This window comes from Salibacterium aidingense DSM 18341 (genome assembly GCF_000429685.1).
Taxonomy (GTDB): Bacteria; Bacillota; Bacilli; order Bacillales; family Marinococcaceae; genus Salibacterium; species Salibacterium aidingense.
In genome coordinates this window covers 15,924-40,468 of record NZ_AUCI01000030.1, presented here as the reverse complement: position 1 = coordinate 40,468, position 24,545 = coordinate 15,924, and the positions used below count along the sequence as shown (strand labels likewise).

General features: G+C 45.1%; 25 protein-coding genes, 12 tRNA genes, 1 rRNA gene and 1 pseudogene. 5 read left to right on the top strand and 34 right to left on the bottom strand.

Annotated elements, in window-relative coordinates:
• From G475_RS0119700 to G475_RS0119635, 14 genes are all read right to left on the bottom strand, one after another.
• Positions 1-101: ribosomal RNA gene (locus tag G475_RS0119700) — 16S ribosomal RNA — on the bottom strand; the annotation flags it as partial.
• 178 nt (positions 102-279) lie between these two features.
• Positions 280-356, bottom strand: a tRNA-Ile gene (locus G475_RS0119695).
• 66 nt (positions 357-422) lie between these two features.
• A tRNA-Gly gene (locus tag G475_RS0119690) sits at positions 423-496 on the bottom strand.
• Between the two features lie 4 nt (positions 497-500).
• Positions 501-577 (bottom strand) — tRNA-Pro (locus tag G475_RS0119685).
• 242 nt (positions 578-819) lie between these two features.
• Positions 820-896, bottom strand: a tRNA-Arg gene (locus G475_RS0119680).
• An 8-nt stretch (positions 897-904) separates the two neighbouring features.
• Positions 905-991: transfer RNA gene (locus tag G475_RS0119675), tRNA-Leu, on the bottom strand.
• A 22-nt stretch (positions 992-1,013) separates the two neighbouring features.
• Positions 1,014-1,097 (bottom strand) — tRNA-Leu (locus G475_RS0119670).
• 5 nt (positions 1,098-1,102) lie between these two features.
• Positions 1,103-1,177 (bottom strand) — tRNA-Gln (locus tag G475_RS0119665).
• Positions 1,178-1,199: 22 nt separating this feature from the next.
• A tRNA-Asp gene (locus tag G475_RS0119660) sits at positions 1,200-1,275 on the bottom strand.
• A gap of 173 nt (positions 1,276-1,448) precedes the next feature.
• A tRNA-Val gene (locus G475_RS0119655) sits at positions 1,449-1,524 on the bottom strand.
• A gap of 1 nt (position 1,525) precedes the next feature.
• Positions 1,526-1,600 (bottom strand) — tRNA-Glu (locus tag G475_RS0119650).
• 9 nt (positions 1,601-1,609) lie between these two features.
• Positions 1,610-1,700: transfer RNA gene (locus G475_RS0119645), tRNA-Ser, on the bottom strand.
• A 1-nt stretch (position 1,701) separates the two neighbouring features.
• Positions 1,702-1,776, bottom strand: a tRNA-Asn gene (locus tag G475_RS0119640).
• A 170-nt stretch (positions 1,777-1,946) separates the two neighbouring features.
• The gene (locus G475_RS0119635; protein WP_026702732.1) at positions 1,947-2,396 is read right to left on the bottom strand and encodes a SprT family protein; all 450 of its coding nucleotides are present in this window, start codon (positions 2,394-2,396) and stop codon (positions 1,947-1,949) included.
• A 102-nt stretch (positions 2,397-2,498) separates the two neighbouring features.
• On the opposite strand from G475_RS0119635, the gene cmpA reads away from it, so the two are divergent.
• Entirely contained in the window at positions 2,499-2,633 is a 135-nt protein-coding gene (cmpA, locus tag G475_RS27380; protein WP_156911810.1) for a cortex morphogenetic protein CmpA, read from the top strand.
• 19 nt (positions 2,634-2,652) lie between these two features.
• On the opposite strand, the gene G475_RS0119625 is transcribed toward cmpA, so the two are convergent.
• The 14 genes from G475_RS0119625 to acpS form a co-directional block, all read right to left on the bottom strand.
• Positions 2,653-4,833 (bottom strand): Tex family protein, encoded by a 2,181-nt coding sequence (locus tag G475_RS0119625; RefSeq protein WP_035712063.1) that lies wholly within the window; start codon positions 4,831-4,833, stop codon positions 2,653-2,655.
• A 148-nt stretch (positions 4,834-4,981) separates the two neighbouring features.
• Positions 4,982-5,584: a PP2C family serine/threonine-protein phosphatase gene (locus G475_RS25755; protein WP_051302758.1), complete on the bottom strand. Its 603-nt coding sequence runs from the start codon at positions 5,582-5,584 to the stop codon at positions 4,982-4,984.
• Positions 5,584-6,387, bottom strand: coding sequence for an RNA polymerase sigma factor SigB (gene sigB / locus G475_RS0119615; protein WP_026702730.1), 804 nt, complete (start codon positions 6,385-6,387; stop codon positions 5,584-5,586). Before sigB ends, G475_RS25755 begins: the two co-directional genes overlap by 1 nt.
• The gene (gene rsbW / locus G475_RS0119610; protein WP_407636216.1) at positions 6,344-6,835 is read right to left on the bottom strand and encodes an anti-sigma B factor RsbW; all 492 of its coding nucleotides are present in this window, start codon (positions 6,833-6,835) and stop codon (positions 6,344-6,346) included. The genes sigB and rsbW overlap by 44 nt, the downstream gene beginning before the upstream one ends.
• The gene (locus G475_RS0119605; protein WP_026702728.1) at positions 6,835-7,161 is read right to left on the bottom strand and encodes an STAS domain-containing protein; all 327 of its coding nucleotides are present in this window, start codon (positions 7,159-7,161) and stop codon (positions 6,835-6,837) included. The genes rsbW and G475_RS0119605 overlap by 1 nt, the downstream gene beginning before the upstream one ends.
• Positions 7,162-7,333: 172 nt before the next feature.
• Positions 7,334-8,347 (bottom strand): PP2C family protein-serine/threonine phosphatase, encoded by a 1,014-nt coding sequence (locus G475_RS0119600; protein WP_026702727.1) that lies wholly within the window; start codon positions 8,345-8,347, stop codon positions 7,334-7,336.
• 17 nt (positions 8,348-8,364) lie between these two features.
• Positions 8,365-8,778, bottom strand: a complete 414-nt coding sequence (locus G475_RS0119595; RefSeq protein WP_026702726.1) for an anti-sigma regulatory factor — start codon at positions 8,776-8,778, stop codon at positions 8,365-8,367.
• A 2-nt stretch (positions 8,779-8,780) separates the two neighbouring features.
• Entirely contained in the window at positions 8,781-9,137 is a 357-nt protein-coding gene (locus G475_RS0119590; protein WP_026702725.1) for an STAS domain-containing protein, read from the bottom strand.
• A gap of 36 nt (positions 9,138-9,173) precedes the next feature.
• A complete protein-coding gene (locus G475_RS0119585) occupies positions 9,174-9,995 on the bottom strand; it encodes an RsbT co-antagonist protein RsbRA (RefSeq protein WP_026702724.1) in 822 nt (273 codons plus the stop codon).
• Between the two features lie 290 nt (positions 9,996-10,285).
• Entirely contained in the window at positions 10,286-10,567 is a 282-nt protein-coding gene (locus tag G475_RS0119580) for a CopG family ribbon-helix-helix protein (protein WP_026702723.1), read from the bottom strand.
• A gap of 119 nt (positions 10,568-10,686) precedes the next feature.
• Positions 10,687-11,832 carry an alanine racemase gene (gene alr, locus G475_RS0119575; RefSeq protein ID WP_026702722.1) on the bottom strand — a complete coding sequence of 382 codons (1,146 nt, stop codon included), beginning with the start codon at positions 11,830-11,832 and terminating at the stop codon, positions 10,687-10,689.
• 195 nt (positions 11,833-12,027) lie between these two features.
• On the bottom strand, positions 12,028-13,092 hold the full coding sequence (locus G475_RS0119570; RefSeq protein ID WP_026702721.1) for a LolA family protein: 1,065 nt from the start codon (positions 13,090-13,092) through the stop codon (positions 12,028-12,030).
• A 47-nt stretch (positions 13,093-13,139) separates the two neighbouring features.
• Complete coding sequence (locus G475_RS0119565; RefSeq protein WP_026702720.1) at positions 13,140-14,681, bottom strand: bifunctional ADP-dependent NAD(P)H-hydrate dehydratase/NAD(P)H-hydrate epimerase; 1,542 nt, start codon at positions 14,679-14,681, stop codon at positions 13,140-13,142.
• 78 nt (positions 14,682-14,759) lie between these two features.
• Positions 14,760-15,110, bottom strand: coding sequence for a holo-ACP synthase (acpS, locus tag G475_RS0119560; protein WP_026702719.1), 351 nt, complete (start codon positions 15,108-15,110; stop codon positions 14,760-14,762).
• 109 nt (positions 15,111-15,219) lie between these two features.
• Here acpS and G475_RS0119555 point away from each other — a divergent pair, with 109 nt between their 5' ends.
• Positions 15,220-15,990, top strand: coding sequence for a rhomboid family intramembrane serine protease (locus G475_RS0119555; RefSeq protein WP_026702718.1), 771 nt, complete (start codon positions 15,220-15,222; stop codon positions 15,988-15,990).
• A gap of 112 nt (positions 15,991-16,102) precedes the next feature.
• Here the strand turns inward: G475_RS0119555 and G475_RS25750 are convergent.
• The 4 genes and pseudogenes from G475_RS25750 to G475_RS25740 form a co-directional block, all read right to left on the bottom strand.
• Positions 16,103-16,746: pseudogene (locus G475_RS25750) on the bottom strand (cupin domain-containing protein).
• A 672-nt stretch (positions 16,747-17,418) separates the two neighbouring features.
• Positions 17,419-18,717 carry a hypothetical protein gene (locus G475_RS0119540; protein ID WP_026702716.1) on the bottom strand — a complete coding sequence of 433 codons (1,299 nt, stop codon included), beginning with the start codon at positions 18,715-18,717 and terminating at the stop codon, positions 17,419-17,421.
• The gene (locus tag G475_RS25745) at positions 18,714-19,253 is read right to left on the bottom strand and encodes an RNA polymerase sigma factor SigX (protein ID WP_051302754.1); all 540 of its coding nucleotides are present in this window, start codon (positions 19,251-19,253) and stop codon (positions 18,714-18,716) included. The genes G475_RS0119540 and G475_RS25745 overlap by 4 nt, the downstream gene beginning before the upstream one ends.
• Before the next feature lie 319 nt (positions 19,254-19,572).
• Positions 19,573-19,719, bottom strand: coding sequence for a BH0509 family protein (locus G475_RS25740; RefSeq protein ID WP_035712045.1), 147 nt, complete (start codon positions 19,717-19,719; stop codon positions 19,573-19,575).
• A 233-nt stretch (positions 19,720-19,952) separates the two neighbouring features.
• Between G475_RS25740 and G475_RS0119520 the strand changes: the two genes are divergently transcribed.
• Both G475_RS0119520 and G475_RS25735 read left to right on the top strand, forming a co-directional pair.
• On the top strand, positions 19,953-20,627 hold the full coding sequence (locus G475_RS0119520; RefSeq protein WP_026702715.1) for a GerMN domain-containing protein: 675 nt from the start codon (positions 19,953-19,955) through the stop codon (positions 20,625-20,627).
• Between the two features lie 282 nt (positions 20,628-20,909).
• Positions 20,910-21,548, top strand: a complete 639-nt coding sequence (locus tag G475_RS25735; RefSeq protein WP_051302752.1) for a cell wall hydrolase — start codon at positions 20,910-20,912, stop codon at positions 21,546-21,548.
• On the opposite strand, the gene wrbA is transcribed toward G475_RS25735, so the two are convergent.
• A complete protein-coding gene (gene wrbA, locus G475_RS0119510) occupies positions 21,537-22,154 on the bottom strand; it encodes an NAD(P)H:quinone oxidoreductase (RefSeq protein ID WP_026702714.1) in 618 nt (205 codons plus the stop codon). The two genes, G475_RS25735 and wrbA, sit on opposite strands and share 12 nt — an antisense overlap.
• Before the next feature lie 142 nt (positions 22,155-22,296).
• Here wrbA and trhA point away from each other — a divergent pair, with 142 nt between their 5' ends.
• Positions 22,297-22,941 carry a PAQR family membrane homeostasis protein TrhA gene (gene trhA, locus G475_RS0119505; RefSeq protein WP_026702713.1) on the top strand — a complete coding sequence of 215 codons (645 nt, stop codon included), beginning with the start codon at positions 22,297-22,299 and terminating at the stop codon, positions 22,939-22,941.
• A 449-nt stretch (positions 22,942-23,390) separates the two neighbouring features.
• On the opposite strand, the gene G475_RS0119495 is transcribed toward trhA, so the two are convergent.
• Entirely contained in the window at positions 23,391-24,221 is an 831-nt protein-coding gene (locus G475_RS0119495; protein WP_026702712.1) for a CAP domain-containing protein, read from the bottom strand.
• Positions 24,222-24,545 lie beyond the last annotated feature (324 nt).

The following is a 24,545-nucleotide window of genomic DNA, read 5'->3' as shown; positions in this document are numbered from 1 at the left end:
CATTCCCTCCGAAGAGGGGCTGCCTGCTTCCCGCGCTCGACTTGCATGTATTAGGCACGCCGCCAGCGTTCGTCCTGAGCCAGGATCAAACTCTCCATTAAAAAGTTTGAACTAGCAAAACATAAATCATGCGATTCAACACCGTTGAATCGTCTTTGAATTGACAGACGCTTGACTTTCATTCAATTTTCAAAGGGCAATTGCTCGCCTCTTTCAAAGCGACAATGATTATAATAACAACATACCAAACTGGAGTCAACAGTTTTTTAGTAATTTTTTTGGTGGGCCTGAGTGGACTTGAACCACCGACCTCACGCTTATCAGGCGTGCGCTCTGACCAACTGAGCTACAGGCCCATATGTATTTCTTCAGACATAAAAAAAGACTTCTGTCTTTTTTATTCAATTGAAAAAATATCATAATGGAGCGGGTGATGGGAATCGAACCCACGACATCAGCTTGGAAGGCTGAGGTTTTACCACTAAACTACACCCGCGTAGTGGTCGGGAAGACAGGATTCGAACCTGCGACCCCTTGGTCCCAAACCAAGTGCTCTGCCAAGCTGAGCTACTTCCCGTTCTTTGTAAGAATAAGCGGCGAATCTCTTCGTCTACTGCTCTCGGTCAGTCCTGTCACGTAATGATGTACGCTCCATTCCTTCCTCGCTTGTTTCCTCGACCTTCTTGCTCCTTCTTCCAAAGTCGATCTAAGCAGTGAAACTCTTCGTCGTCTGCTTCTTTCGGTCGGTTATGTCACGTACTGGTGTACGTTCCATCTCTCTGATTCGATGTAGGTTTTTATGTTGATCGGTAAATGAAATGGCGCGCCCGAGAGGAGTCGAACCCCTAACCTTCTGATCCGTAGTCAGACGCTCTATCCAATTGAGCTACGGGCGCCTATAAGATGGTGCGGTCGAGAGGACTTGAACCTCCACGGGATTAACTCCCACTAGGCCCTCAACCTAGCGCGTCTGCCATTCCGCCACGACCGCGCGGCCAGTTATTTTTGATTAATGGTGCGGGTGGAGGGACTTGAACCCCCACGTCAGAGACACTAGATCCTAAGTCTAGCGCGTCTGCCAATTCCGCCACACCCGCAAGAATGGCTGGGGTAGCTGGATTCGAACCAGCGCATCACGGAATCAAAATCCGATGCCTTACCGCTTGGCTATACCCCATTCTCCATATTAATATTTTAAATGGCGGGCCTGACGGGAATCGAACCCGCGATCTCCTGCGTGACAGGCAGGCATGTTAACCGCTACACCACAGGCCCTTTTGAAAAGAATAAGCTGCGAACCTCTTCGTCAACTGCTCTCGGGCGGTCATGTCACGTACTGATGTACGCTCCAGCTGTTTCGCCGAGCAAGATTGCGTACCGTTGTCCACGTTCGCTCGTTTGTTTTCTCCATCGTTATGCTGTTTCTGTTTCAAAAGCATTTGGTTAGATGGTGGAGGGTGACGGGATCGAACCGCCGACCTCCTGCTTGTAAGGCAGATGCTCTCCCAGCTGAGCTAACCCTCCATGGTGACCCGTAGGGGATTCGAACCCCTGATACCGCCGTGAAAGGGCGATGTCTTAACCACTTGACCAACGGGCCTTATCTGTATGGCGGAGAAGGAGGGATTTGAACCCTCGCGCCGCTTACGCGACCTGCACCCTTAGCAGGGGTGTCCCTTCAGCCACTTGGGTACTTCTCCATGGCTCCACAGGCAGGATTCGAACCTGCGACCGATCGGTTAACAGCCGATAGCTCTACCACTGAGCTACTGTGGAATATTTGAAATCGTGCTGTTTTCAGCGACAAAGATTATTGTATCGAATCGATTATGTATTGTCAATCATTTAATTTTATTTATTAATTAATTTGTTCAAGGAATATGTGCGCTCCTGTCTGAAGCGACTTTTATAATGTAACACAGGGGTTTGATTTGGTCAAGCATTCATTAGATTTTTTTCAGTTTCCCATTACATTTTCCACACACATACTTCACTGTATCCACCCTACGCTTCCGTCTGAATTGAATACCGCAGCCTGAACACTTGTAATAATGTACGGTTCGCACCTGGTTCCGTAGTTCAGGAATGGTTTGACAATGCCGCGCGCCTCCGACTTTCGCCAGCAGCCATTTAAATTCTTTATCCCTGTGCTTGTACCCTTTTCCTTCAAGGTGTAAATGATAATGACATAATTCATGTTTTACGATGGATATTAGTTCTTCCCTTCCAAATTTCTCATAATGCTTGGGATTAATCTCGATATTATGGCTTTGCAGCATGTAACGGCCGCCGGTTGTTCTTAACCTGTTGTTGAACCTCACACGGTGCTTAAAAGATTTTTGAAAAAAAGAAAGCGAGATGTCCTCGGTCAGCGCCTGTAATTCTTTTTCTTCCATAGTAATCTCAATCCTTTTTGTCAACTCTGACAAACCCTCAAACATATACTAATACACAAACCACTTCTCAACCATTTTACTTGCCGGAGGAGGGCGGGCGCAATGCCAGGATGGTTTATGAAGCAGATGGAAAAAGCTTTTTTTGAAAAAAACAGGCATGAAATCCGCGTGCTGAACCAATGTTGGTTTGATTACCAGTTTAAGCAGAAAAATTTGGCGGGACATGGAAGCCGTTAGCTTCTGCCCCGCCTTATTTTTACGATTCCGTTTGTTTCTCCGGCTGAATCATGGTCAAAGCAATTCGCCCCTTCTGCTGATCCACGTCTTCCACCCAGACGGTGACGACATCACCAACAGATACTTCCTCCATGGGATGTTTAATAAACCGGGAAGCAAGTTTAGAAATGTGCACAAGGCCATCCTGTTTCACTCCAATATCCACAAACGCCCCGAAGTCGACAACGTTACGTACGGTTCCCTGCAGTTCCATCCCTTTGATTAAGTCTTCCATACTCATTACCCCTTTTTTCAGGATGGGGGCTGGCAGATGATCCCTTGGATCACGGCTGGGCCGTTTCAAATCTTCAATGATATCCCGCAGGGTAGGAACGCCCACATTTAACGTTTCCGCTGTAGTATGAACCTCAAGCCCTTCCAATTTTTCTTTTATATCGTCTGAACCAGCCTCCTGTGCCCGCGCTCCTATTTGATCCAGCAGCTTCCATGCCGTCCTGTAGCTTTCCGGATGAATAGCTGTGCGGTCCAGGGGTTCTGCGCCGTCCGGAATACGCAGAAACCCAGCTGCCTGTTCAAAGGTTTTCGCACCAAGGCGCGGGACTTCCTGAAGGTCTTTTCGCGTTTGAAAAGATCCTTTTTCATCCCGTCTTTGAATAATATTGTTCGCTACCGGTTTTGATAAACCGGAGACATATTGGAGCAAACTGGAAGAAGCGCTGTTCAAATCTACTCCAACCTGGTTCACCGTCGTTTCTACAACAAATTTCAGGGAATCGTTCAACTTAGCCTGCGATACATCATGCTGATACTGGCCTACACCAACAGATTGAGGATCAATTTTTACCAATTCTGCAAGCGGATCCTGAAGCCGCCTGGCAATGGATACCGCGCTTCGTTCTTCTACTTCCAGGTTGGGAAACTCCTCGCGGCCGAGCGGCGAGGCAGAATACACGCTGGCACCTGCTTCATTAACAATGAGATAGGATACATCTGTATCCAGTTCGGAAATCACATCTGCCACGAACTGCTCGGTTTCTCTGGAAGCTGTCCCGTTTCCAACAACAATAATTTCCACTCCATGTGTGTCCACCAGTTTTTTTACTTTTTCCTTTGATTTTTCCACTTCATTCTTGGGCGGCACCGGATAAATAACATCAACAGTCATCATTTTACCTGTTTCATTCACCACCGTCAGTTTACACCCTGTACGATAAGCCGGATCAACACCCAGTACCACTTTCCCTTTAACAGGGGGCTGCAAGAGCAGGTTCTTCAGGTTTTCTGAGAAAATGTGGATTGCCTGCTCCTCTGCTTTTTCTGTTAATTCTTTGCGGAGCTCACGTTCGATAGCAGGAGCAATCAAACGCTTATAGGCGTCTTCGTAGGCTTGCTTCAGGTAAGGAACCGATGGCGAACCAAATCGTTTAATCACATGCTTTTCCAAAAAAGAAAATACTGGCTCCTCCGCCATCTCAAGAGAAATTTTCAACACTTCTTCTTTTTCCCCTCTATTCATGGCAAGTACCCGGTGAGCCGGGATTTTGCGTATCGGTTCGTCATAGTCGTAATACATTTCATAAATGCCCTGGTCATCCGCAGCTTTCGTTTTTTTACTCGATGCGATACTGCCCTGCCGGTATGTTACATTTCGAATTTCTGTGCGCACTTTTGCATCATCCGAAACCCATTCCGCGATTATGTCCAGGGCTCCCTGCAAGGCATCGTCTTCAGAGAATACTTCCTTTTCTTCCGTTAAATAACGAGAAGCTTCCGCTCTTATGTTCCCTTCTCTCGGCTGTGAAAATATGTATTCTGCTAATGGTTCCAGGCCTTTTTCCTTCGCTTTGGTTGCTCTTGTTCTCCGCTTTTGCCGATACGGGCGGTAAAGATCCTCTACTTCCTGCAGCTTCACAGAGGCATTGATGGATTTCTGCAATTCTGGTGTTAATTTCCCCTGTTCTTCAATAAGACGCAGAACTTCCTGCTTCCTTTCATTTAACTGCTTTCCATACTCCCATGATTCCTGTACAGTCCGAATTTGTATTTCATCTGCACCGCCGCTCTGTTCTTTGCGGTAGCGGGCGATAAACGGGACGGTATTTCCTTCCTCAAGCAGCCGGATGATCCGCTGCACCGCCGATTTTTGTAACGGGAGATCCTCTGTAATTTTCTCTAATAACGCCTCTTCTGTTTCTTCCATTACGGCCATACTATGCCTCTCCTTTCCTGTACTCCAACGGTGAAACGTACTTGTTTCCATCATAACATGAAACAGAATATACAGGGTTTCTTCCCCTTGTATACTCCCATAAGGGTAAAAAAGAGCCTCTGTACGGTCTCAGGGCTCTTCATGTAATATATCCTATTATCACAGTAATATCATCATTCTGCCGCTGCGCTTTTTCGGCAAAATGTTTAATAGCGGTTCGGGGGCATCCCATATGCTGGACACTTTGCTGATCCGATCTCGTAAACTTGATACCATCAGAATGCATAACAAAATGAGTGCCTTGAGACATCGAATAGCTTAGCTTTCTATATTTGAACTTCCTGCCGGACAAATAACCGGGAGCGGGGATCGGACGTTTCATATCTCCTTCTTCCGAAAACAGGTACGTCTCAATATTGCCGATATTGCCATAGATAATCTCGTTGGTGTCAAAAACAACTTTTAATATAGTAAGAACGACTCCCCGTTCATGAAGAAGAGCGCGGTTGCATTTATCGAGTATAACATCCATATCCTGATCATAATGCTTCCTGACTGTATCCATGGCAATACTGGCAGAATGGTACGCTCCTTCTCCGCTGCCGAGGCCGTCAGCCAGGGCACAGAGGAAGCAGGCTTCTGTCTCTATGGTAACATAATCATCTCCGCATTGATTCGTGCCGCTCTTCTTCTGCTGAAAGGCAGCAATCTCTACTTTTGAATGAGTTTTATTCTCAATCATCACAGACACTCCGATGGTTCTACTCTTATCGAATCCCGTAATTTCTGTAAAGCTCTGCGCTGCAGGCGGGACACGTGCATTTGTGAAATTCCAAGCTGTTCTCCCGTCTCCTTTTGGCTCAAATTGTCAAAATAAGTACACTGAAGAATTTCTTTTTCCCGATCCGTCAAAACAGAAAAAGCTTTTTCCAACAAAAGATGCTGGTCGGTTTTTTCATATCCTTCTTCGGTAGAACCAACAAGATCCAGAAGAGTTACGGCACTGCCTTCTTGATCAGCTTCGATGGAACGGTCCACCGATAATGCTTGATAGCTTTTTCCCATTTCCATTGTCTCTAATACTTCTTCTTCACTTACACCCAGATAGGATGCAATTTCTTCCACCTGCGGAGAACGCTGCAGGTCACTCGTTAAATCTTCCACCGCTTTTTTGATACGCGGTCCCAGCTCTTTGATCCTTCTCGGAACATGGACGCTCCATGTTTTATCCCGGATAAAACGTTTAATTTCCCCGACAATCGTGGGGACGGCAAACGATTCAAAACTTCGGTTATACGAATCATCGAATCTGCGGAGAGCGGCAAGAAGACCTATCATTCCCACTTGATACAAATCATCATCGTGATCCTGACCACGGGAAAATTTTCTTGCCAGAGATTGGACGAGCTGCTCATAGTGTTCTACCAGTTTTGTCTGTATTTCTTCCGTCGGATTTTCCTGAAATTGTGAGATCCATTCGTATACTTGTTCATTTTCCTGATCATTGCTGTTTTTGTGCATTTTTTGTTGGGATTCCATTGACATCTGGTTCCCTCCCATCTCTTTGCAGGAACTTCGTCATCACTATGGCGACGCCCGTTTCTCCGTTGATCTCTACTTCATCCATCAAGGAATCGATTAGAAAAAGTCCGAGCCCCCCTTCTTTTAGATCTTCTATAGGTTTTTCGGCATCAATCGGTCCAAGTCCTCTTTTGATATCTTCAAAATGAAAACTCTGCCCCCGGTCCGAAACGACAATTTCAATCTTATCTTCATAAAGATCACAGAATAATCCCATAAACCCATCGTGCTTGTAGGCATGATCAACAACATTTGTGCATGCTTCGGCCACTGCAACTTTTAAATCTTCAATGTCATCGTAAGAGTAGCCGGCGCGGCTGGCTATTCCCGAAACTGTCAATCGCGCTACCCCGACATATTCCGCTCGTGCCGGGAGCTTCATTTCAATGTGGTCTATTACTTCTTTCTCCATCACTGGGCTTCCTCCTCTTCTTCGATGTCCATTACTTCATCTAAACCAGTAATAGAAAATAAACGTTTGACCCGTTCGTTTAAACCGGTTAATTTTAAATAACTTTCGTGACTCTCGGCAGATTTCAAAGCACCGATAAAAATCCCCAGACCCGTACTGTCAATATAATTGACATTCGACAAATCCACGACAACATTCGCTCCCTTCTTTTCTGTTAACGGGAGAAGGGCTTCCCGCAGCTGGGATGCTGTGTAAGCATCAATTTCCCCTCCAATATAAAGCAGGGTTCCCCGTTCTAATTCCTCTGTCCGAATATCAAGATTCATGATAGTACCTCCTATAATAAAACACATGATGACAAATTTCTCATATTAATAATAAATTCCCCGGTGAAAACAATGAGAACTTCCACCAGAGTGGGTTTTATCTCCCGCACAAAAAAAGACGCTTTCCATCTTCATATACTCTAGCTTCACTCATTCCCGCGCTTTTTTTTATTTAAACCTTTCTTCTTAAAATAATTAAAGAAAAATCATCCCTTAAGCTGAATCCCTGCAGCTTTTCCAGCTGGTAAAACACATTGTTAACAATTTCCTGGGCGGAAAGATCACTGTACTGGTGAATAAGACGTGTCAGCTCTTCTCTTTCGATAAAACCTTCGGCCGTCCGACATTCTGTGACACCATCAGACAACAGAACGATAAAATCCCCCGGTTCAATTTTTTTATGATATTCCCGAAACTGAGTATCTCTGTTCAACCCGAGCACAAGTCCTTTGGCGTAAAGCTCTTCAAACGTGTCCTCCGCTCTATTGTAAAAAAATCCAGGCTCATGGCCCGCACCCGAATAATAAAAATGATGTACCCGCGGATCATACGACCCATACATCATAGTAATAAACATATTGGATGCGACGTTTTGTTCCACCACTCTATTTAAGTTCTCGAGCAGCGCTCCCGGCTGAAGCCGCTGTTCGGGAAGACTGTCCATTCCGTACTTGATCATCGACATACATAGGGCCGCTGGTACTCCTTTACCTATAATATCGGCAATCGCCACCCCTACACAACCATTATTATCTTTGACAAAATGATAATAATCTCCACTCATTTTCGAAGCTGGGACGCTGATAACTCCTATGTCCAACTCCTCAACATCCGGCACTTCGTCAGGCAGAAACGTTTGCTGCATGTTTGCTGCAACATTGATTTCTGATTCCAGTTCTTTCTGCTTGTCCCGCAGAATCTGATGTTCGCGGTAGGCCATGCCGTATCCCATCATAATTTCTATTAAAAAATCAAAGGAATCCCAGGCTCCCTGCGGCAGATCCGGGTAAAATTGTTCAAGCGCTTCAATATGGAGACTGACTACTTCTTCCGGAGAAATTTGGTTTTCCAGTACTTTTTTACTGAATTGCTGCGCCTGGTATAACCCTATCTCATTCTTATCTTCCAGATATGTTTTTAATATTTTTACGTATTGTTCCTGCATTAATCGGTAAGAATCCGCCAACCTAGTTCCCCCCAACTTTAACGAAGCCATTTAACAACTGTAATGACTGTTCCTTCTCCCGTAATGGAATCAATATCAAATTCGTCCATTAACCGTTTCACTCCTGGCAGTCCGGCCCCTAAACCTCCGGAAGTAGTATACCCATCTTCCATAACTTCACGGACGCTTTTAATACCGGGCCCCTGGTCTTTTGCTACTATTCTCAATCCTCGATGCACTCCGCCGGCTTCCTTTTTTTCGATACCCTCCAGAACGATTTCTCCTTTTTCCGCATACAAATAGATATTTCTTGCCAGTTCTGAAATGGCTGTTGTAATTCTAGCTTGATCGACCCCTCCGAACCCCAGCTCTTTAGCCAGGTTCCGGCCGGCCTGACGGGCGGAAACAATTCCCCATTCGCTGTGTACTTCAACGTTGGATTGAACACTCATTCTCATGCCTCCAATTCCTGTTGAAGTTTTTCCAAACCTTGCTCCAGATCCAGAGCTGTTGGCACTTCTTCAAGCATAATGCCCATATCAATCAGAGTAATAGCAACCCCCGGCTGAATTCCAGTAAGGACGACCCGCGCTCCCATCAAATTGGACATCTCGACAACGTCTCCTAATACTTTGGCTATAAAAGAGTCAATCATTTCGACCGATGTGAGATCAATGACGACCCCGGCAGAACCTTCCTGGTGAATTTTATTCAAAAGATCTTCCTGAAATTGAAGAGCCGTTTGGTCATCCAAATCGACCTGGATTGAAATCAGCAGGTACCTGTTTAGTTTTAGAATAGGAATACGCATGGCCTCAACCCCCCTGTCTCATATTTTTAGATCCCTTTATACGCTTACTATTTTTCGGTGAGTCAATTCCAAGCCTGACTCAATTCCTTTCCGCAGTGAGCTCTTCGTAGAAAATTTACCTAGATCTATTCCAAGGTTTACTATCGTTTGGGCGATTTCCGGCCGAATCCCCACGAGAATACACTTAGCTCCTACAAGCCTTACCGCTTCGGCTGCTTGTATAATATGATGGGCCACCATTGTATCTACAACAGGAACACCGGTGATATCTATCAAAACCACCTGGGAGCGGTGTTCGATAATACCTTCTAATAGACTTTCCATAATTAATTTGGCCCGTTCTGTATCGATGGTTCCAACCAGCGGCATCACACTGATTTTTTCAAATACTGGAATGAGTGGAGCAGATAATTCCTTCAAAGCCAGTTTCTGCAGATGGAGTGTGTTTTCCCAGGAACCGGAATACTCATCCACCAGTTGATTGATAATACCGTCTATCCAGCTTTCCACTTCACTAAAAGTTTCATAGACTTTTTTGGACGGCAAAGCGTCGTTTGAAGTCATTAATTCAAGCAGCACCCGTCTGAAAACTTGAAGCCCTTTGGTGAAGTAACTTAAAGGCCAGCCTGTGTGGATCAATCGTTCCGTAAAGGAACGCAGATGTTCTTTCGCTTCATTCTGTTTCAGTTCAAGGGTATGTAAAATTAGTTCTACAAATTCTTTATTTGTTTCATTGAAGACAGCTTCGGGTACAGTATGATTAAATTCGCCTTCCTGCACCTGTGTTATTTCTTTTTTCCATTGGGCAATGACTTCATCCCGATAGCTGTTTATCATCTCAATGACAGATGGCTGCATAAGAAATCTCCTCCACAATCCTATTTACTGCATTAAAAATAAACGGATTTCAGCCGTCTAAAACATACTTGTCCTTCTATTATTTCATGACTTTCTGCCATGCGCAAACAAATCACTATTTTTTTCGACTATTTATTATACAAATCGAGCTTCCCACAGGCAATATGGTGCATAAAAAAGTTGCTCCACCATTTGGCAGGCAGAGCAACTTTTTTATCCGTCTCTTTTTAGTGTTAAAATGAAGGAATAAATCCATGACAGAAAAACTGTAGAAGTAGGCAGACTTCTGTTTATACTCCGCTGACCAGCCTGTTATCCAGGGAATTCTCTGCTTCTTCTTCGGCAAGGAATGATTCAGAGGCTATATGCAGATTAATGTTGGCCATTTCCATATACCCCTGTTGCATCGATTCTCGGTCCCGTCTTTTTTGGCGCTCCTTGAGGTAATACTCTGCGGCCTGATAAATAAAATCATGACGATTCATGTTGTCTTCTTCGACAATCCTGTCCAACTCACGCAGCAGATACTCAGGGAGACTGACTTTGATTTGCTTTGTGCTTCTCTGATACACGCCACATACACCTCCAGCTTACGCCTTACTTCTCTTTTCAACTAAATTTATCATAGCATTTCGTCCTAATGTTTGCAAAGGGCTTTCGCTATTCAGGATAAGAAAGATAAGAAATAAAGCTATTCCTTTTGAATATACCGGCGCGGAACCCGGCTGCTGATCATGCACGGGATTTCATACGTAATCGTTCCAAGCCTGCGTGCCGCGTCCAATACCGAAATATGTCTGTCTTTCTGTCTGCCTATCAGGGTGACTTTTGTCCCAACAGGGACCGGCTCCTTCAATCTGATCATCATTTGATCCATACATATTCTTCCTACTATTGGAACTTTTTCCCCATTTACAAGAACTTCGCCCCCGTTAGAAGAGTGATACCGATACCAGCCGTCCCCGTAACCGATAGGCACCGTGGCGATCCATTCTTCCCCGCTCGTGGTATAGGTTGCTCCGTAACTGATGTTTTCCCCGGGAGCGCATTTTTTCACCTGTACAATACGGCTGTGAAGAGAAAAAGCTTCCTTTAGGGAAAAAGGAATTTCATCCGTGATTTCTTCCGAAGGCGTCAATCCGTACATAGATATGCCAAACCGTACCATATTAAAACAGTGATCCGGAAAACGAAGAGCCGTCGCACTGTTGCCGCAATGGACATAGGCAAGCGGGCCGAGGCTGCTGTTCAGCAGCCCTGCAATTTGAAGAAACCGGCGGTACTGGGATTGCCAGTAAGAGGTCTCCTTTTCATCCGCCGTTGCGAAATGCGTAAACAATCCTTCTGCTTCCATTAAAGAATGCTCTTCCAGGGCAGCCAAAAATGACAGAATTTCCTGATCTTCTTTCATCCCGATCCTTCCCATGCCTGTATCCACTTTAATATGGATTGGAAGCGGAGAGAATTCACTGGATAAGAATTTTTGCGCCTCCTCCATCCATTCTTTTTGAAAAACTGTTAGTCTAATATGATATTTTTGGGCAGTCTTTGCATCCTCCGGGTTAATACGGCCGAGTACCAATACTGGTTCCTCGATACCAGCCTCACGCAGCTCTAATGCTTCTTCTAAAAGCGCTACTCCCAAAAAGCCGGCTCCAGCATCCAAGGCGGCGCGGGCCGTTTCCACTGCACCGTGGCCGTATCCGTCTGCCTTCACTACCGCCATTACATTCATCTGCTGCTTAAACTGTTTTTTAACCTCTCTTACATTATATTTAATATGGTCCAAATTAATGTCTGCCCATGTATCTCGATACGATGTTTGTTTAAAAGCCAAATTAATCGTCCCCTACTCTTTTCGATGCCTGTAGTGTCTATATTGATTATTGTAGGGAATCCTTCATATGTCAATTCTTCGAAAAGATTTTTTCATTTATGCAGCCATTACGAATAAAACGAAGATGGAGAAAGCCGTCTTCTTTCTCTAATAAAACAAAACCTCAAAAGAAAATTTCTTTTGAGGTCTGAGCATTTATTTTACGTCTTGTTCTGTTTCTGTCATGGAACGTGCTACAGCTGCCATTTCTTCTTTCGTTAAATTGTTGGAAGCGAGGAAAAATTCTATCCCGTTGTGAGTCCATGTGAGAGAGTCTTCGGTTTGAGCTCCAATGGCAGTCTCGAGCTGCACGGGGCCTCCATCGCCCATATCGACATTAGCCATGGCAGGGGCAGCTTCCTCTGCTGTCTCTATGATCGTGAAAGATTTTTCTCCTCCATAAGAGAGTACCACTTTCTTTCCTGCTTCTGTCATGGTTTCTTCGGTGTCCTCAAGGGCCGCCCCCTGTGGTTCAAAGGAAGGATACACCACATCAAAAGAAGCAGGTTCTTTGGTAGATTCTTCTTTGTTTTCTTCATTCTTTCCTTCTTCCTCTGCCGAGGCTGGCACCTCCATGTTTGCAGCTGTCATATTCTTATCTTTATCAAAATCATTCTTATCAAATTCTGCATTTTCTTCAAAATCGGAGAAATCGACGGAGACCAATAATTTGTAGTCGGCATCATAGATTTTCACAGAGCGCGGTTCCAATGATTTGGAATCGAGGACGATTTCCTGATGGTGAAGATTTTTATTCTGATAATTGGTCTTGGTTTCAAACACATACGTATCCTCATGGATGGCAAATGTACGTTCCGCATCCATCAATATATCAGAAAGGAGAGACTCATAAAGATATACCTGACTGTTGTTGTTCGGCCAGTCACTTTGAAAACGGAAACTTTTATTAAGTGAAGGCGTTAATACGAAGACACCGTCATCGTTGCGGATAATCATCTGATTCTGTTCTTCTTTTTCATTTTTTAAATCTACTTTGTAATATTTATTTTGTTCATTCTGCATATGCCAGACATCTACATCATACGTTCTGGGTTCTTCTCCTGTCTCCAGCGTCATGGATGCTTTACCTTTGTAACCCTCCAGATTCTGAAGTTTGTTATCCAGATCCTGCACAACTTCTTCCTGTGATTTCTCCCCGCAGGCGGCAAGCAGCCCGATTGTCAATAGAAACATAATGCTTACATAACATAATCTGCGCACGATATCATTTCTCCTTTGTCTGTAAAATAACGACAAAGGAGGGAACCTTACAAAGAAGAAACTATAGAACGAAATGCAGGCGGCAGGTAACGAATAAGGTCGGTTGAAGCCATGGAATAGGAATGAAATTCTTCCTGAACAGCCAGATCAGCTGCATATCCGTGTAGGTACACAGCATTGCTTGCGGCAGCACTAATTTCTCCTTTCTGCAGAACCAGCCCCAGCATAATTCCCGTGAGGATATCTCCCGTTCCTCCCCGGGCCAATACTTCATTTCCCGTCGTATTCACATACTGGCGGCCTTCCGGAGTAGTGACAATCGTGTCCGGCCCCTTTAACACAACATAACATTTGTGCTGTCTCGCGTAATTCTGGGAAAGCGTGAAACGATGCCGGTTCACATCAAAAATGGAGACCCCCGCAAGATGTGCCATTTCCCCCGGATGAGGAGTTAAAATCAAGGGAGACCGGCGTTTCATCACCTCCCGTTCCAGCTCCGGCAGAAAGTATAATCCATCCGCATCCAACAGCAGCGGCACGTCAACTTTGCTTACCAGATGTTTCACCAGAGCCCTGGTGCCTTCTCCTCTTCCCAGGCCAGGTCCGGCAGCAATACTATCATAAGCTTCTATCGGCAGATTGGCAGCCGTAACCTGAGGCGCGACATATCCATTTTCTTCAGGCAAAGGCGTCAGCATTACTTCCGGCTGGCTTGCTGCCAGTGCTGGCATTGCAGAAAAAGGAACAGCAGCGGTGAGAAGCCCCGCTCCACTGTATAAACAGGCGGATGATGCCATCGCCGGGGCCCCCGGCATCGTTTGGGATCCGCCAATTAAGAGCCCTTTTCCATGGCTTCCCTTGTATGCTGCAGCAGAGCGCCCTGGCAGGGTCCGGACGACATCACCTTCCCGCCATTCTCTCTTCACATCCTGCTGGACTTGCATGGCTTTTGCCGGAATTCCAATATCCGTTATGATGAGCTGACCATAATGATGTTTTGCCGGGTACAGGTAAGCACTGACCTTCGGGGCCTGTAATGTAATAGTCATGTCCGCTTTCACCGCAGTATCCGGCACTGGTTCTTCCCCGGAGGGAACTCCGCTGGGAACATCGATGGAGACGACCTTTCCTTTCGAGTTGTTCATCGATGCTGCTGCTTCCTTAAAAGGTTCCCTTAATTCTCCGGTAACTCCTGTCCCCAGCATCGCGTCAATAATAATGCTGTACTCATCCTGCAGATGGACCATTGTTTTGGGAGACCAATACTGCCATTCGTACCCGCAATGTTCATACAGTTCCTTGTGGTATCGGGCGGCTCCTTTAAACTGCTCCGCTTCCGAAAGCAGCCACGTATCAAGATGCCATCCTTTCTCCAGCAGTATCCTTGCAATGACAAAACCATCCCCGCCATTATTCCCTTTTCCAATAAGAACAGCCGCTTTCTTACCAGCGGAAGAGCCATAATGTTTTTCCAGTTGACGAGCTGCAGCCCGTCCGGCATTTTCCATTAAAAGCTCTTCTTTCATTCCCAATTCATCCATGGCAAACCGATCGATTTTCCTCATTTCTTCACCCGTAACCACTTGCATGTCAGGTCCCTCCCAACCGCACTATATTTCTATGAGACAACCCTCACCGTTATGCAAACAAGCCGTAAGAACTTCCGGCTATTCAAGAACTACCTGCGCTACCGCGTATTCTTGGCTGTGAGAGATAGATACATGAATCTTTCCGTTCCATCCTGCTGCCTCAAGGCATGGCTTCCCGTTTTCATCGGAGGTGATTTCAAGATCCTGAAAGCTGTAATGAGTAGATATCCCCGTTCCAGCAGCTTTTACAAACGCTTCTTTGGCGGCAAACCGTCCGCCTGTATATTCGATTTTTCGTTTTCCCTGGTACTGTTTCATTTTTCGGCATTCCGCCGGGGTAAGCACTCTTTTTTCAAACCGATCGTTTTTCAGGAGAAGTCTTTCAATTCTTGCCAGCTCCACGATATCTATGCCGATGCCTCTCACCATTTTTTTCCTCCAACATCCCAGAAGGCCTCATTAGCCTCCCTCATTTCTCATATGCTAAAATAAATAAATACAATTATTCTTATACCTTTTTATAAAAAGGAGATACCACATGTTCATACGAAATGAAACATTTTATTCGTACCGAAAAAATTATCCAGTTATTACAACGCTTACTATTATACACCTTATTCTATTTCTTTGGATCAATCTTTCCTATCTTACAGGGGGGGCAATTCCTTTTGGCAGACTGATTCTGCATCTGGGACTCGGGAATACCGGCGCAATTGCTGACGGCGAATTTTGGCGGCTTATTACACCCATTTTTTTGCATGAAGGAATGCGGCATGTCTTATTTAATTCTATTTCCCTGATTTTATTTGGCCCAGCGCTTGAGAAGATGCTCGGGACCGTAAAATTTCTTACGGTCTATCTTGGCGCAGGGGTTTTGGCCAATATCGGTACTTTTTTTCTAACCAGTCCAATGTATTCCCACCTCGGAGCATCCGGTGCCATCTTCGGATTATTTGGGGTCTATTTATACATGGTATTGTACAGGAAGGATTTAATTGATGCCATGAACGCGCAGATTATCAGTATTATTCTTATTCTCGGGGTCGTCATGACCTTTTTAAACCCACAAATCAATATTCTCGGCCATCTATTCGGCCTCATTGCCGGAGCCGCTGTAGCCCCTCCTATATTAAAAAACGCAAAACCTTTTTATATGCAGGCCGGGCCGCCTGTTTCAAAAGGAGAGGCCGCGTTTAATCCAAACCGGTGGCAGAAGCGGAGAATCTTCACAGGACGCGGCCTTGCCCGTGCTGTAGGATGGGTTTTTGTCGTGTTAGTCATTATCGGCATCCTGTCCAATCTATTTTAAATACAAAACGCCGGTTTTCCGGCACCATCCTTGCTGTTTGCTGCACCATAGATAAAGGACTGTTCCTATTTGTGATTTTGGAACAGTCCTTTTGTATGGCGGAATATATTCATTACCGAAACATCGGACAATAATAGTACCTGGGATACGGCTGCGGATATACGTAATAGGGCATGGAATAGCCCATATTCGGCGTATGATTTCCACCGGCATAATGCTGAACCTGCTCCTGCGCTTCCTGTCCGCACTCATCGGTAGGACCAATAATAATCGTTTCTCCGTGCAGAGGCGCTACTGCGTTTTTAAATGTTTCTTCGTCCAGGCAATACGTGTGGGCAAATACTTCTGCCGGCGTTTTGGTGAGAATGTCAGACCCAAAAATATACTCAGGATACGGAGCATCAAAAATGGCAAGCAAATGAGTATTATCTTCCAATGCTTCTTCCCAGTGCCACGACCCCTGCGGAATATTTGCCACTTCTCCCGGCATGATTCGAATATTTGTCACCTCGTTGTAAACGGGTTAAAAATGAAACTTCCGCAGCTCCTTCAATACAATAAACCAGCTCAGAAGCATTTTGATAATAATGGGGTTACATGCGCTCTGCTTAAATAAATATCAAGCAGGGAAACGTTCCCTAACGTATTCTAATTGTCTCTGCCCAGCCTGTTGATATAATTTTCTGCATTCCTTGTAAACAACCGATTTTGGTTCACATTAAAAAAATACTCCGCATCTGGTGACGTGTAATCCATGTAAGATACAGCCAATGCTTTCCTTCCGTTTCTATTGGTAATCAGTCCTACCTTATGAGAAACAGAAATAATGGTGACAACAGCCCAGAATTCCCACAGGTGGAGGGGCTGTATAAAAGTATGCTATAAGGCGCTTGTTGAGCAATAAAGGGAATTCGCCGCCGGGGGTCAACGGCATCGGCTCCCTGCGGTGCTCTCGTGTCTTTTTTTACGGAGGGGAGGGGGGCAGCGCCTCTGCTTCATCCCGGCCTTCTGCCCTGGATTTTATTAGTCACAAAAATAAGAGCTGTACCCTTAGATACAGCTCCTTCCTTTCGCGGAATCCTGCTTTTCCCTCCATATTTACAAGAAGAATGCCCTGCGGACATTTGTTCCGCTAAATGGCAGAATGAGGGGCCTGAAGCAGCTTTATCGGACATTTGTTCCGCTATTAGTGCTCTGGGCTGCTTTTTCATTACTGAAAAGGGGCAATAACGGAATATATGTCCAATCCCTCCTCCAAAATGGGAAAAATGATAGGATTAGCGGAATAAATGTCCAATCGCTTCATCGAAAGATAAATATCCAAGTATCAGTAAAAACTGGGATTGCCATGAGGCGCTGAGCGTAGTATTCCGGCTTCCACCGGACGAAACAATCCCAATTCAAAAAAGATCTCGTGTAAAATAATCGTCATTCCTCTGGCACCCGGTTTGGGGCGATTGGAATGTCGACCGGCTGATTGACCGGATAGCCTCCAGTCTCTTCTGCTGAAATACCTTCAAAGACAACCTGGTCGTAACCAAAATCAGCGGCTGTGAAGAGAATTGATTCCATCATCCAGCGGACATTTCCTTCCTCCGGAAATTCACTGTTCTCTGCAAATGCAACCCTGGCTGCTCCGTCCTCTTCTTCCACCGCTTCAAATGAAACATCGGCCGGAATTGACGGCTCGGCATTGCTTTCATCGGGAACAGACTGCATGTGTTCCAATGTTTCATCAAACGTGAGCAGTTCTCCATTTTGATTTGAATTTTCCAGGTCTGCAGCCTGCTGACTCACCAAAAACGAACGGCCTGTGTCACTTGTATATACGTAATAACCGCGGTTATTCTCTTCTTCAGTGTAATGTTCCATCATCCCGTAGCTGCCTAAATCTACTCCGGAATCCCCGTCATCTGTCAGCAGAACTTCGGTCTCATCTCTGTAACGAAGCGTTTCACTTAAGCTTTTTACAATTAGATTGCTTTCCGCACTGCTTACGGGGGTTTCTTTTTCGTCAAAATCCGCTTCCAGAAAGGTGTTGTCTCCTCCATCCGTCCAATCTATATCACGAAGCGGGGAAGGGCCAAGGCCAAGCTCTTCGCCATTATAGTTATCGCTCTGTTGTTCCAGCGTTTCCATAGGATTCTGGGAGGGTTCTGCTATAAACGTGACCGGGACTACCAAAGAAGCCTGCGCATTCTGAAGAGGGATGGTAACAGCGTTTTCTTCCTGTCCGATATCCTCCTGCTTTAAAGCAGCTGTATAATTTTCATAGGAAACCTCTTTTTCCCCTGTCTCTACCGGGGGCTCCTCTTCGATATCCGCTGAGTTGGAATCTTCTGTTTTATCATCTGCCGGAGCGTTTTCCGATGTAGCTCCGCCGCCCGAATCACTACTGCCTTCTTCGGTGCTGCGCTCCTGTGTTTCTGAGTCTTCCATTGTGCTCATATCCGCTTCTTCTTCGGCATTGTCCCCGGTTCCTCCCGGCGAACCGGACTGGTTATTCAGCGACATTAAATTTGGAACCAGTACAAGCAGAAGCAGACAGGCCGCTGCTGCAGAAAAAGCCGGGACCACCCATTTTTTTGACGGTTTCTGCCGGGGTTTCCTGGAATGACGCACAATATTTTGATAAATGTCTTCTTTTGATCGTTTATCCTCCACCCGGGGAAGATGTTCCAACGCCTGTTTTATCTGTTCTTCTGAAGAATGATTAAACCTTCTCACTGTCCCGCCCTCCTTTCTGACACACGAGCCTGGCTTCCCAGCACATCCTGAAGTTTCTTGATGGCGCGGTGCTGCGTTGTTTTCACTTTGCTCTCCGACCATCCGAGCACTTCCGCCGTCTCTTTAATAGAGAGCGAATCGATATAACGGAGTACAAGCACCTGCCGTTGATCCGGAGTGCAGTGTTCCATTCCTTCGAATACCTCTCTGGCTTCATCCCTGGCTGATACTATTTCTTCCGGCAAGGGAGCTGGATCCCTTACCTCTTCTTTTGAAAGCGGGCCAAGGACACCGAGCCACTTTCTTTTCTTTCGGTTTTGCTTCCTGACCCAGTCTATGCCAACATGTCTGGCAATGGAATACAGCCAGGTTTTTTCACTGCTCTTTCCTTCAAAGGAATCAAACGAATGAAACACTTTGATATACACTTCCTGCACCAATTCCTCCGCGGTTTCTTTGTCTCGTACCATATAGAATAAATATTGATAAAGAGAGTGGTGATAGGTTTCATACAACCGCTCGAATTCCTCTTTCACTATGAACACTCCCATACTTTAGTCGTTAGTCTTTCTTCTATGTTACAAATGATTTTCTCCTTTTTGTATTATCAGGAAGAAAAAGCCTCTGCCAGCTTCAGTTCAGTCCCTAAAATAATACAAACATCCAATATACTATCGCATAGATTAGAATAAAAGCAAGGACGATGCCCGCCAGTTTTTTATTAGACATTTTTCATTCTCCCACCTGTCAAAATAACGTAACACCGCCCATTATATCACTTTTTTCTAACATCGTAGATTCAAAAAATAAAAAACACAACCGCTTCTGCTGCGGTTGTGTTCATTGCCTTGTGTATTATTCTGTTATCTGTGTTTCGAAATAGGTTTTTTCATATAGATGCTCTACCTCTTCATCGGTCAGAATTGATAAATAGTGGGCTTCCTCTCCTCTCATTTGTGCGAGAAACGATATCATATTTTTTCTTTCCTGCCGTTTTAACATAAATATTCCACCCTTTCCTTTACTGTTATAAAACAGTTTAATTATTTTTACTTATTGTATGACAGACGTTTTCCGTGGTCAATGGTATTTTTCAGAAAATTTTACATTAAAGAAATAAGGAGAAAAGGCCTTTGACATTAATTTCTACTTTTTCTACACTTTTTGTAACTGTTTCTTTCTACATATCGACTATGAAGTAGACAGAGATTAAAACAGGAAGAAAGGGGTATCACATGAAACGCCTATTGTACTTATTCATTACTGCCATATTAAGCTTGGGGATTCTTGCTGCCTGTGGCCAGGGAGAAGAACAAAACCAGGAAAATACAGGAGATGAAGCAGGAGACACAGAGCCGGCCGAAGATGATGTTCAGGAGGATACAGAAGAAGGCACCGAAGATGCTGCAGAGGAGACAGAAGAATCTGCGGACGAAACCGAAGTGGAGCAGGAAGACACGGTGGAAACCGATTCTTCAGAAGAAACAGTGACAGAAACCGTAACGCTCTACTTTTCTGATAACGAACTGCTTGAAACCTATAAAGAAGAACAAGAAGTAGAAGCAGATTCCGAAGAGGAGATTCCTGCTGCTGCGCTCCAGGCCTGGATTGACGGCCCGGAACATGAGGAACTAACCTCTCATTTTCAGGAAGACGTAGAAGTCCAATCTGTTGAAGAATCGGACGGTGTCGCAGAAGTGTCCTTTTCCGAATCCTTCCTGGATACAAATGCCGGATCCAGCGCGGAAATGGCTATTACCGAACAAATTGCGTTGATGATGGAACAGTTCGGTTATGAGGAAACCAAAATATTAATTGAAGGGGAAGAAGAATCTTCCTTGTTCGGTCATATGGACGCTACTGAACCTATTACAGCAGAGAACCCGGATGATTACGAGTCGATTGAATAAAAAACAAGAGCCCCTGCCGATAAACGATTGCGGCAGGGGCTTTGTTTTGGGGTTTTTTGGATAGGTATGGGCCGTGTTGGAGAAAAACGATAATCTTAGGAAATATTACATAGGTGTCATTTTTGTCATGATTTTTTAAAAATCAAACGAACCTCCGCTAAATCAAGGTTTTTACAATTGACAGGGACCATTGGTTATGATTCCCTGCTGATTTCCCTCTCCTCTCCTGATAATCTGATTTTGTGATTTTTTCACTATGAATACAGGAGGTTCATGAACATCATGAAAAAAATAAAGATGGCCGGCCTGTTTTTGGCTCTGTTCGTTTCGATTGGAACTACAACCGAAGCAGCCGGTACGCATACCGTAAATGAAGGAGAAACACTTTGGGAAATTGCTATGGATCACGGTGTCTCCGTTGTCGATATAAAAGACGAAAACGGCAAGAATTCCGGTCATGTGAACACTGGGGAAACCCTGGCTCTTCCTTCCGGCGTCTCCGCGCAGGATCAGGAATTAATGGCACGCCTTGTGCATGCTGAAGCCAAAGGAGAATCTTATACCGGGAAAGTCGCGGTAGCTACTGTCGTACTAAACCGAGTCGCAAGTTCCGACTTCCCTGATAGTATTGAAGGAGTGGTGTACGATGTATCTGCCACCGGCTATCCTTCTTTTTCTCCTGTCGGCAACGGAGAAATCAATAAACCTGCCGATGCGGAATCCATGCGCGCGGTAAAAGAAGCAATTGCATTTGAAGGACAAGGCTACGGCTCTCTTTACTTTTATAATCCTAATAAAGCATCAAACCACTGGATTGCCACAAGAGAAACAACAACTGTCATAGGTAAGCATGTTTTTGCCGGTAATAAAATCCTGCCGGGACCCAACGTCCTACGGCAGGTTTTTTTATTATTGACTTAATTTTTCCGATACGTGAGCAACACGGGCTCCCAGTCGCCGGGCCATCGTGAATTCCTGTTCGACCGGTTGATTGGAGCCATCCACTCCGGCTATGGTGGAAGCAGCATAAGGAGAGCCTCCTATGCCCTCCGTCGTCAGCATTTCCTGATTTTCTCCATAAGGCAGTCCTACGTAGATAAGGCCGAAATGAAGCAGTGGAACCAATGTTGTAATCGCGGTGGTTTCCTGGCCTCCATGGATGGACCCAGTACTGGTAAATACGGCCGTTGCTTTTCCCTCTAATTTCCCGTTCATCCAAAGGGCCCCGGCCGAATCCAGAAATTGTTTCAGCTGGGCCGGCATATTTCCATATCGCGTAGGTACGCCCCAGATAATGCCGTCCGCCCATTTCAAATCTTCATGCTCCGCCTCAGGGATTTCTTTTTGAGCCTCCTGCGCCTTGATATAGGCATCATCTTCCGCCATCGCCTGCCGTACTTCCTCAAATTCTCTCACTTTTGCTAATTTGACCTCTGCCCCTGTCTGTTCAGCACCCTTAACAACTTCATTGGCCAATTGAAAAACATGACCATACATACTGTAATACGGGATAATAATATTAGCCATCATCCTCACCTCTGCCTTTCTAGTAGTTTTCCGCCGGTTCTACTGCTCTCATTCCCTGAGGCTCCATTCGAGTAAACCATGGAGGTATGTTAAAATAAATTCAGTTGTTTTATTGCTTAGCATAGAAAGGAAGAAGATAGGAATGGCCGAAGTCCATACGTTTTCCCGGAAAGAAGAGATGGTAAATGCAGCTACTCATGCTGTCGGTATTGCCTTGAGTATCGCTGCCGCTGCCATTCTCATTGTATTTGCCAGTTTGAATGCCACTCCTTTTCATATCGTGAGTGTTACCATTTACGGAACGACAATGCTGTTATTGTATGTCTGCTCCACTCTGCTTCATCTCCTGAAACACGGAAAAGCGAAAGATTTGTTTGAGATTTTGGATCACGCCTCTATCTACCTTTTCATTGCCGGTACTTACACTCCCTTTCTCTTCCACGTTCTCGAAGGTGCCTTGAGCTGGACGTTGTTTGGAATTGTGTGGGGAACGGCAATGGCAGGGATAGGGTTCAAAGTGTTTTTTGTAAAGAAATTTATGTTCCTGTCGACCATCTTTTATATCTTTATGGGATGGATTATTGTCTTTGCGTGGAAGCCTTTGGTAGAGACGCTGCCTTCAGCAGGAATCGGCCTTTTAGTAGGAGGAGGACTGCTTTATACAGTTGGAACGGTCTTTTACATGTGGCGCCATTTTCCTTATCACCACGCGGTCTGGCACTTATTTGTACTCGGCGGCTCTATTCTGCATTTTTTTGCTGTATTTCTTTATGTTCTGCCTTTATAATCAATTCTGCTGTAATTCCGAAAATCTTCTCAACCCCTGTTTTTTCAGGGAGTTTGCTTGACGGCCTTCGTTGCAGGTGGGAGCTGTTCATCCCTTGAACACTATACGACCGTTTTATCTTCCTTTCCCAACGCTGTCAGCTTATAGGCAGCCATCCTATCCCCCCTGTACAACCATTCAGGAATCCTGGAGAAAAGTACAGTGGAATTATTTTGTGCTAATGGGCACAAAAGCCGATATGGAGAACAATAAGAGATTAGATCATTCGTTCATGTCCTCTACGGCTGCTTCCGGCCTTTGCACACTTACGAGCGTTTGCCTCGGGCGGACGTTTTCCGCTCTATCAGCGATTAACGGCGATATCATGGTCCCCTCCCAGACTCCTCCTAAGGATGAACCGTAAAAAATCCTCTTCTGCATTTAGAAGAGGATTTGCTAATTGGATTCTATTATTTTGTCACAAACATTTGCGTCCAGTAGTTGCCATAGCTGCCGCCTTCGGCATGGCCGACTCCGATATGAGTAAAGTCACCATTTAGAATGTTTTCGCGGTGGCCTTCCGAATTCATCCAGCCTTCTACTACCTGTTCCGGGGAACGCTGTCCTGCAGCAATATTCTCACCGGCCCCTTGATACTCAATATTATAAGTATCCATCATATCAAAAGGACTTCCGTAGTTCGGGCTATTATGGGAAAAATACCCGGCGTCCCGCATGTCTTCCGATTTGTCTCTGGCCACATCTGAAAGTTCACTATATGGTTTCAACGGTTCCAATCCGGCTTGTTCTCTTTCTTGGTTGGTCAACTCAATCACACGCTGCTCAAATTCACTTTCCGATTGAGTTTCTGCATCATCGGAGGTCTCTTCTTCAGCATTTGCTTCTTCTGAAGGTTGAGCGTCTGTTTCTTCCGTTGTTTCTTCCGCAGGTTCCTCCGTGGATGGTTCAGGTTCTGCCTGCTCTGCCGGCTGCTCGGCAGAAGGTTCTTCCGAAGCGTTATTATCGCCGGAGCTGTTTTCATTCTCCTCCGCTTCATTTCCAGACTGCTCTTCGGTATTATCTTTTCCATTTTCTTGTTCTTCCTGCTGCTGCGGCAGCTCAAAATCTTCCGGGTTGATCGTAAACGATTGACCGTCTTGCTGGAAGATCTCTTCAAGAGATACCTGCAGGTTATTGGAAATTTCTGAAGTATCTCCTTTTTCTACTGTATAACAGTCCTGAGCTTGAGCGGCTGCCGGAAATGCGAGTAGTACAGCCGATGCTATGATGATTTTTTTCATGTTGAACACCTCCACATGTCATTATGCCATATCTCAAAATCTATGAAAGGGGAGGTGGGTTTTTATGGAAAAGCATACCGTTATTTTCTCTCCGACTTTTTTCCTTCCACTATTCTAGAAAATGGATAGCTTCTTCTTTATCAAGCCCCTGTTCTTCTCTATTTCATTACAAAAGTCTTGCCTGCCCTTCAAATACTATCCCAACTTTGTACTTGGTTCTTCTTATAAAAACGTAAAAAAAAGTAATGAAAATGAAAAGTTCATATCGGGGGTCCGGAATCTCCTTCCAATAAGAAATACAATACGTAAAAAGGAAAAAGAAGG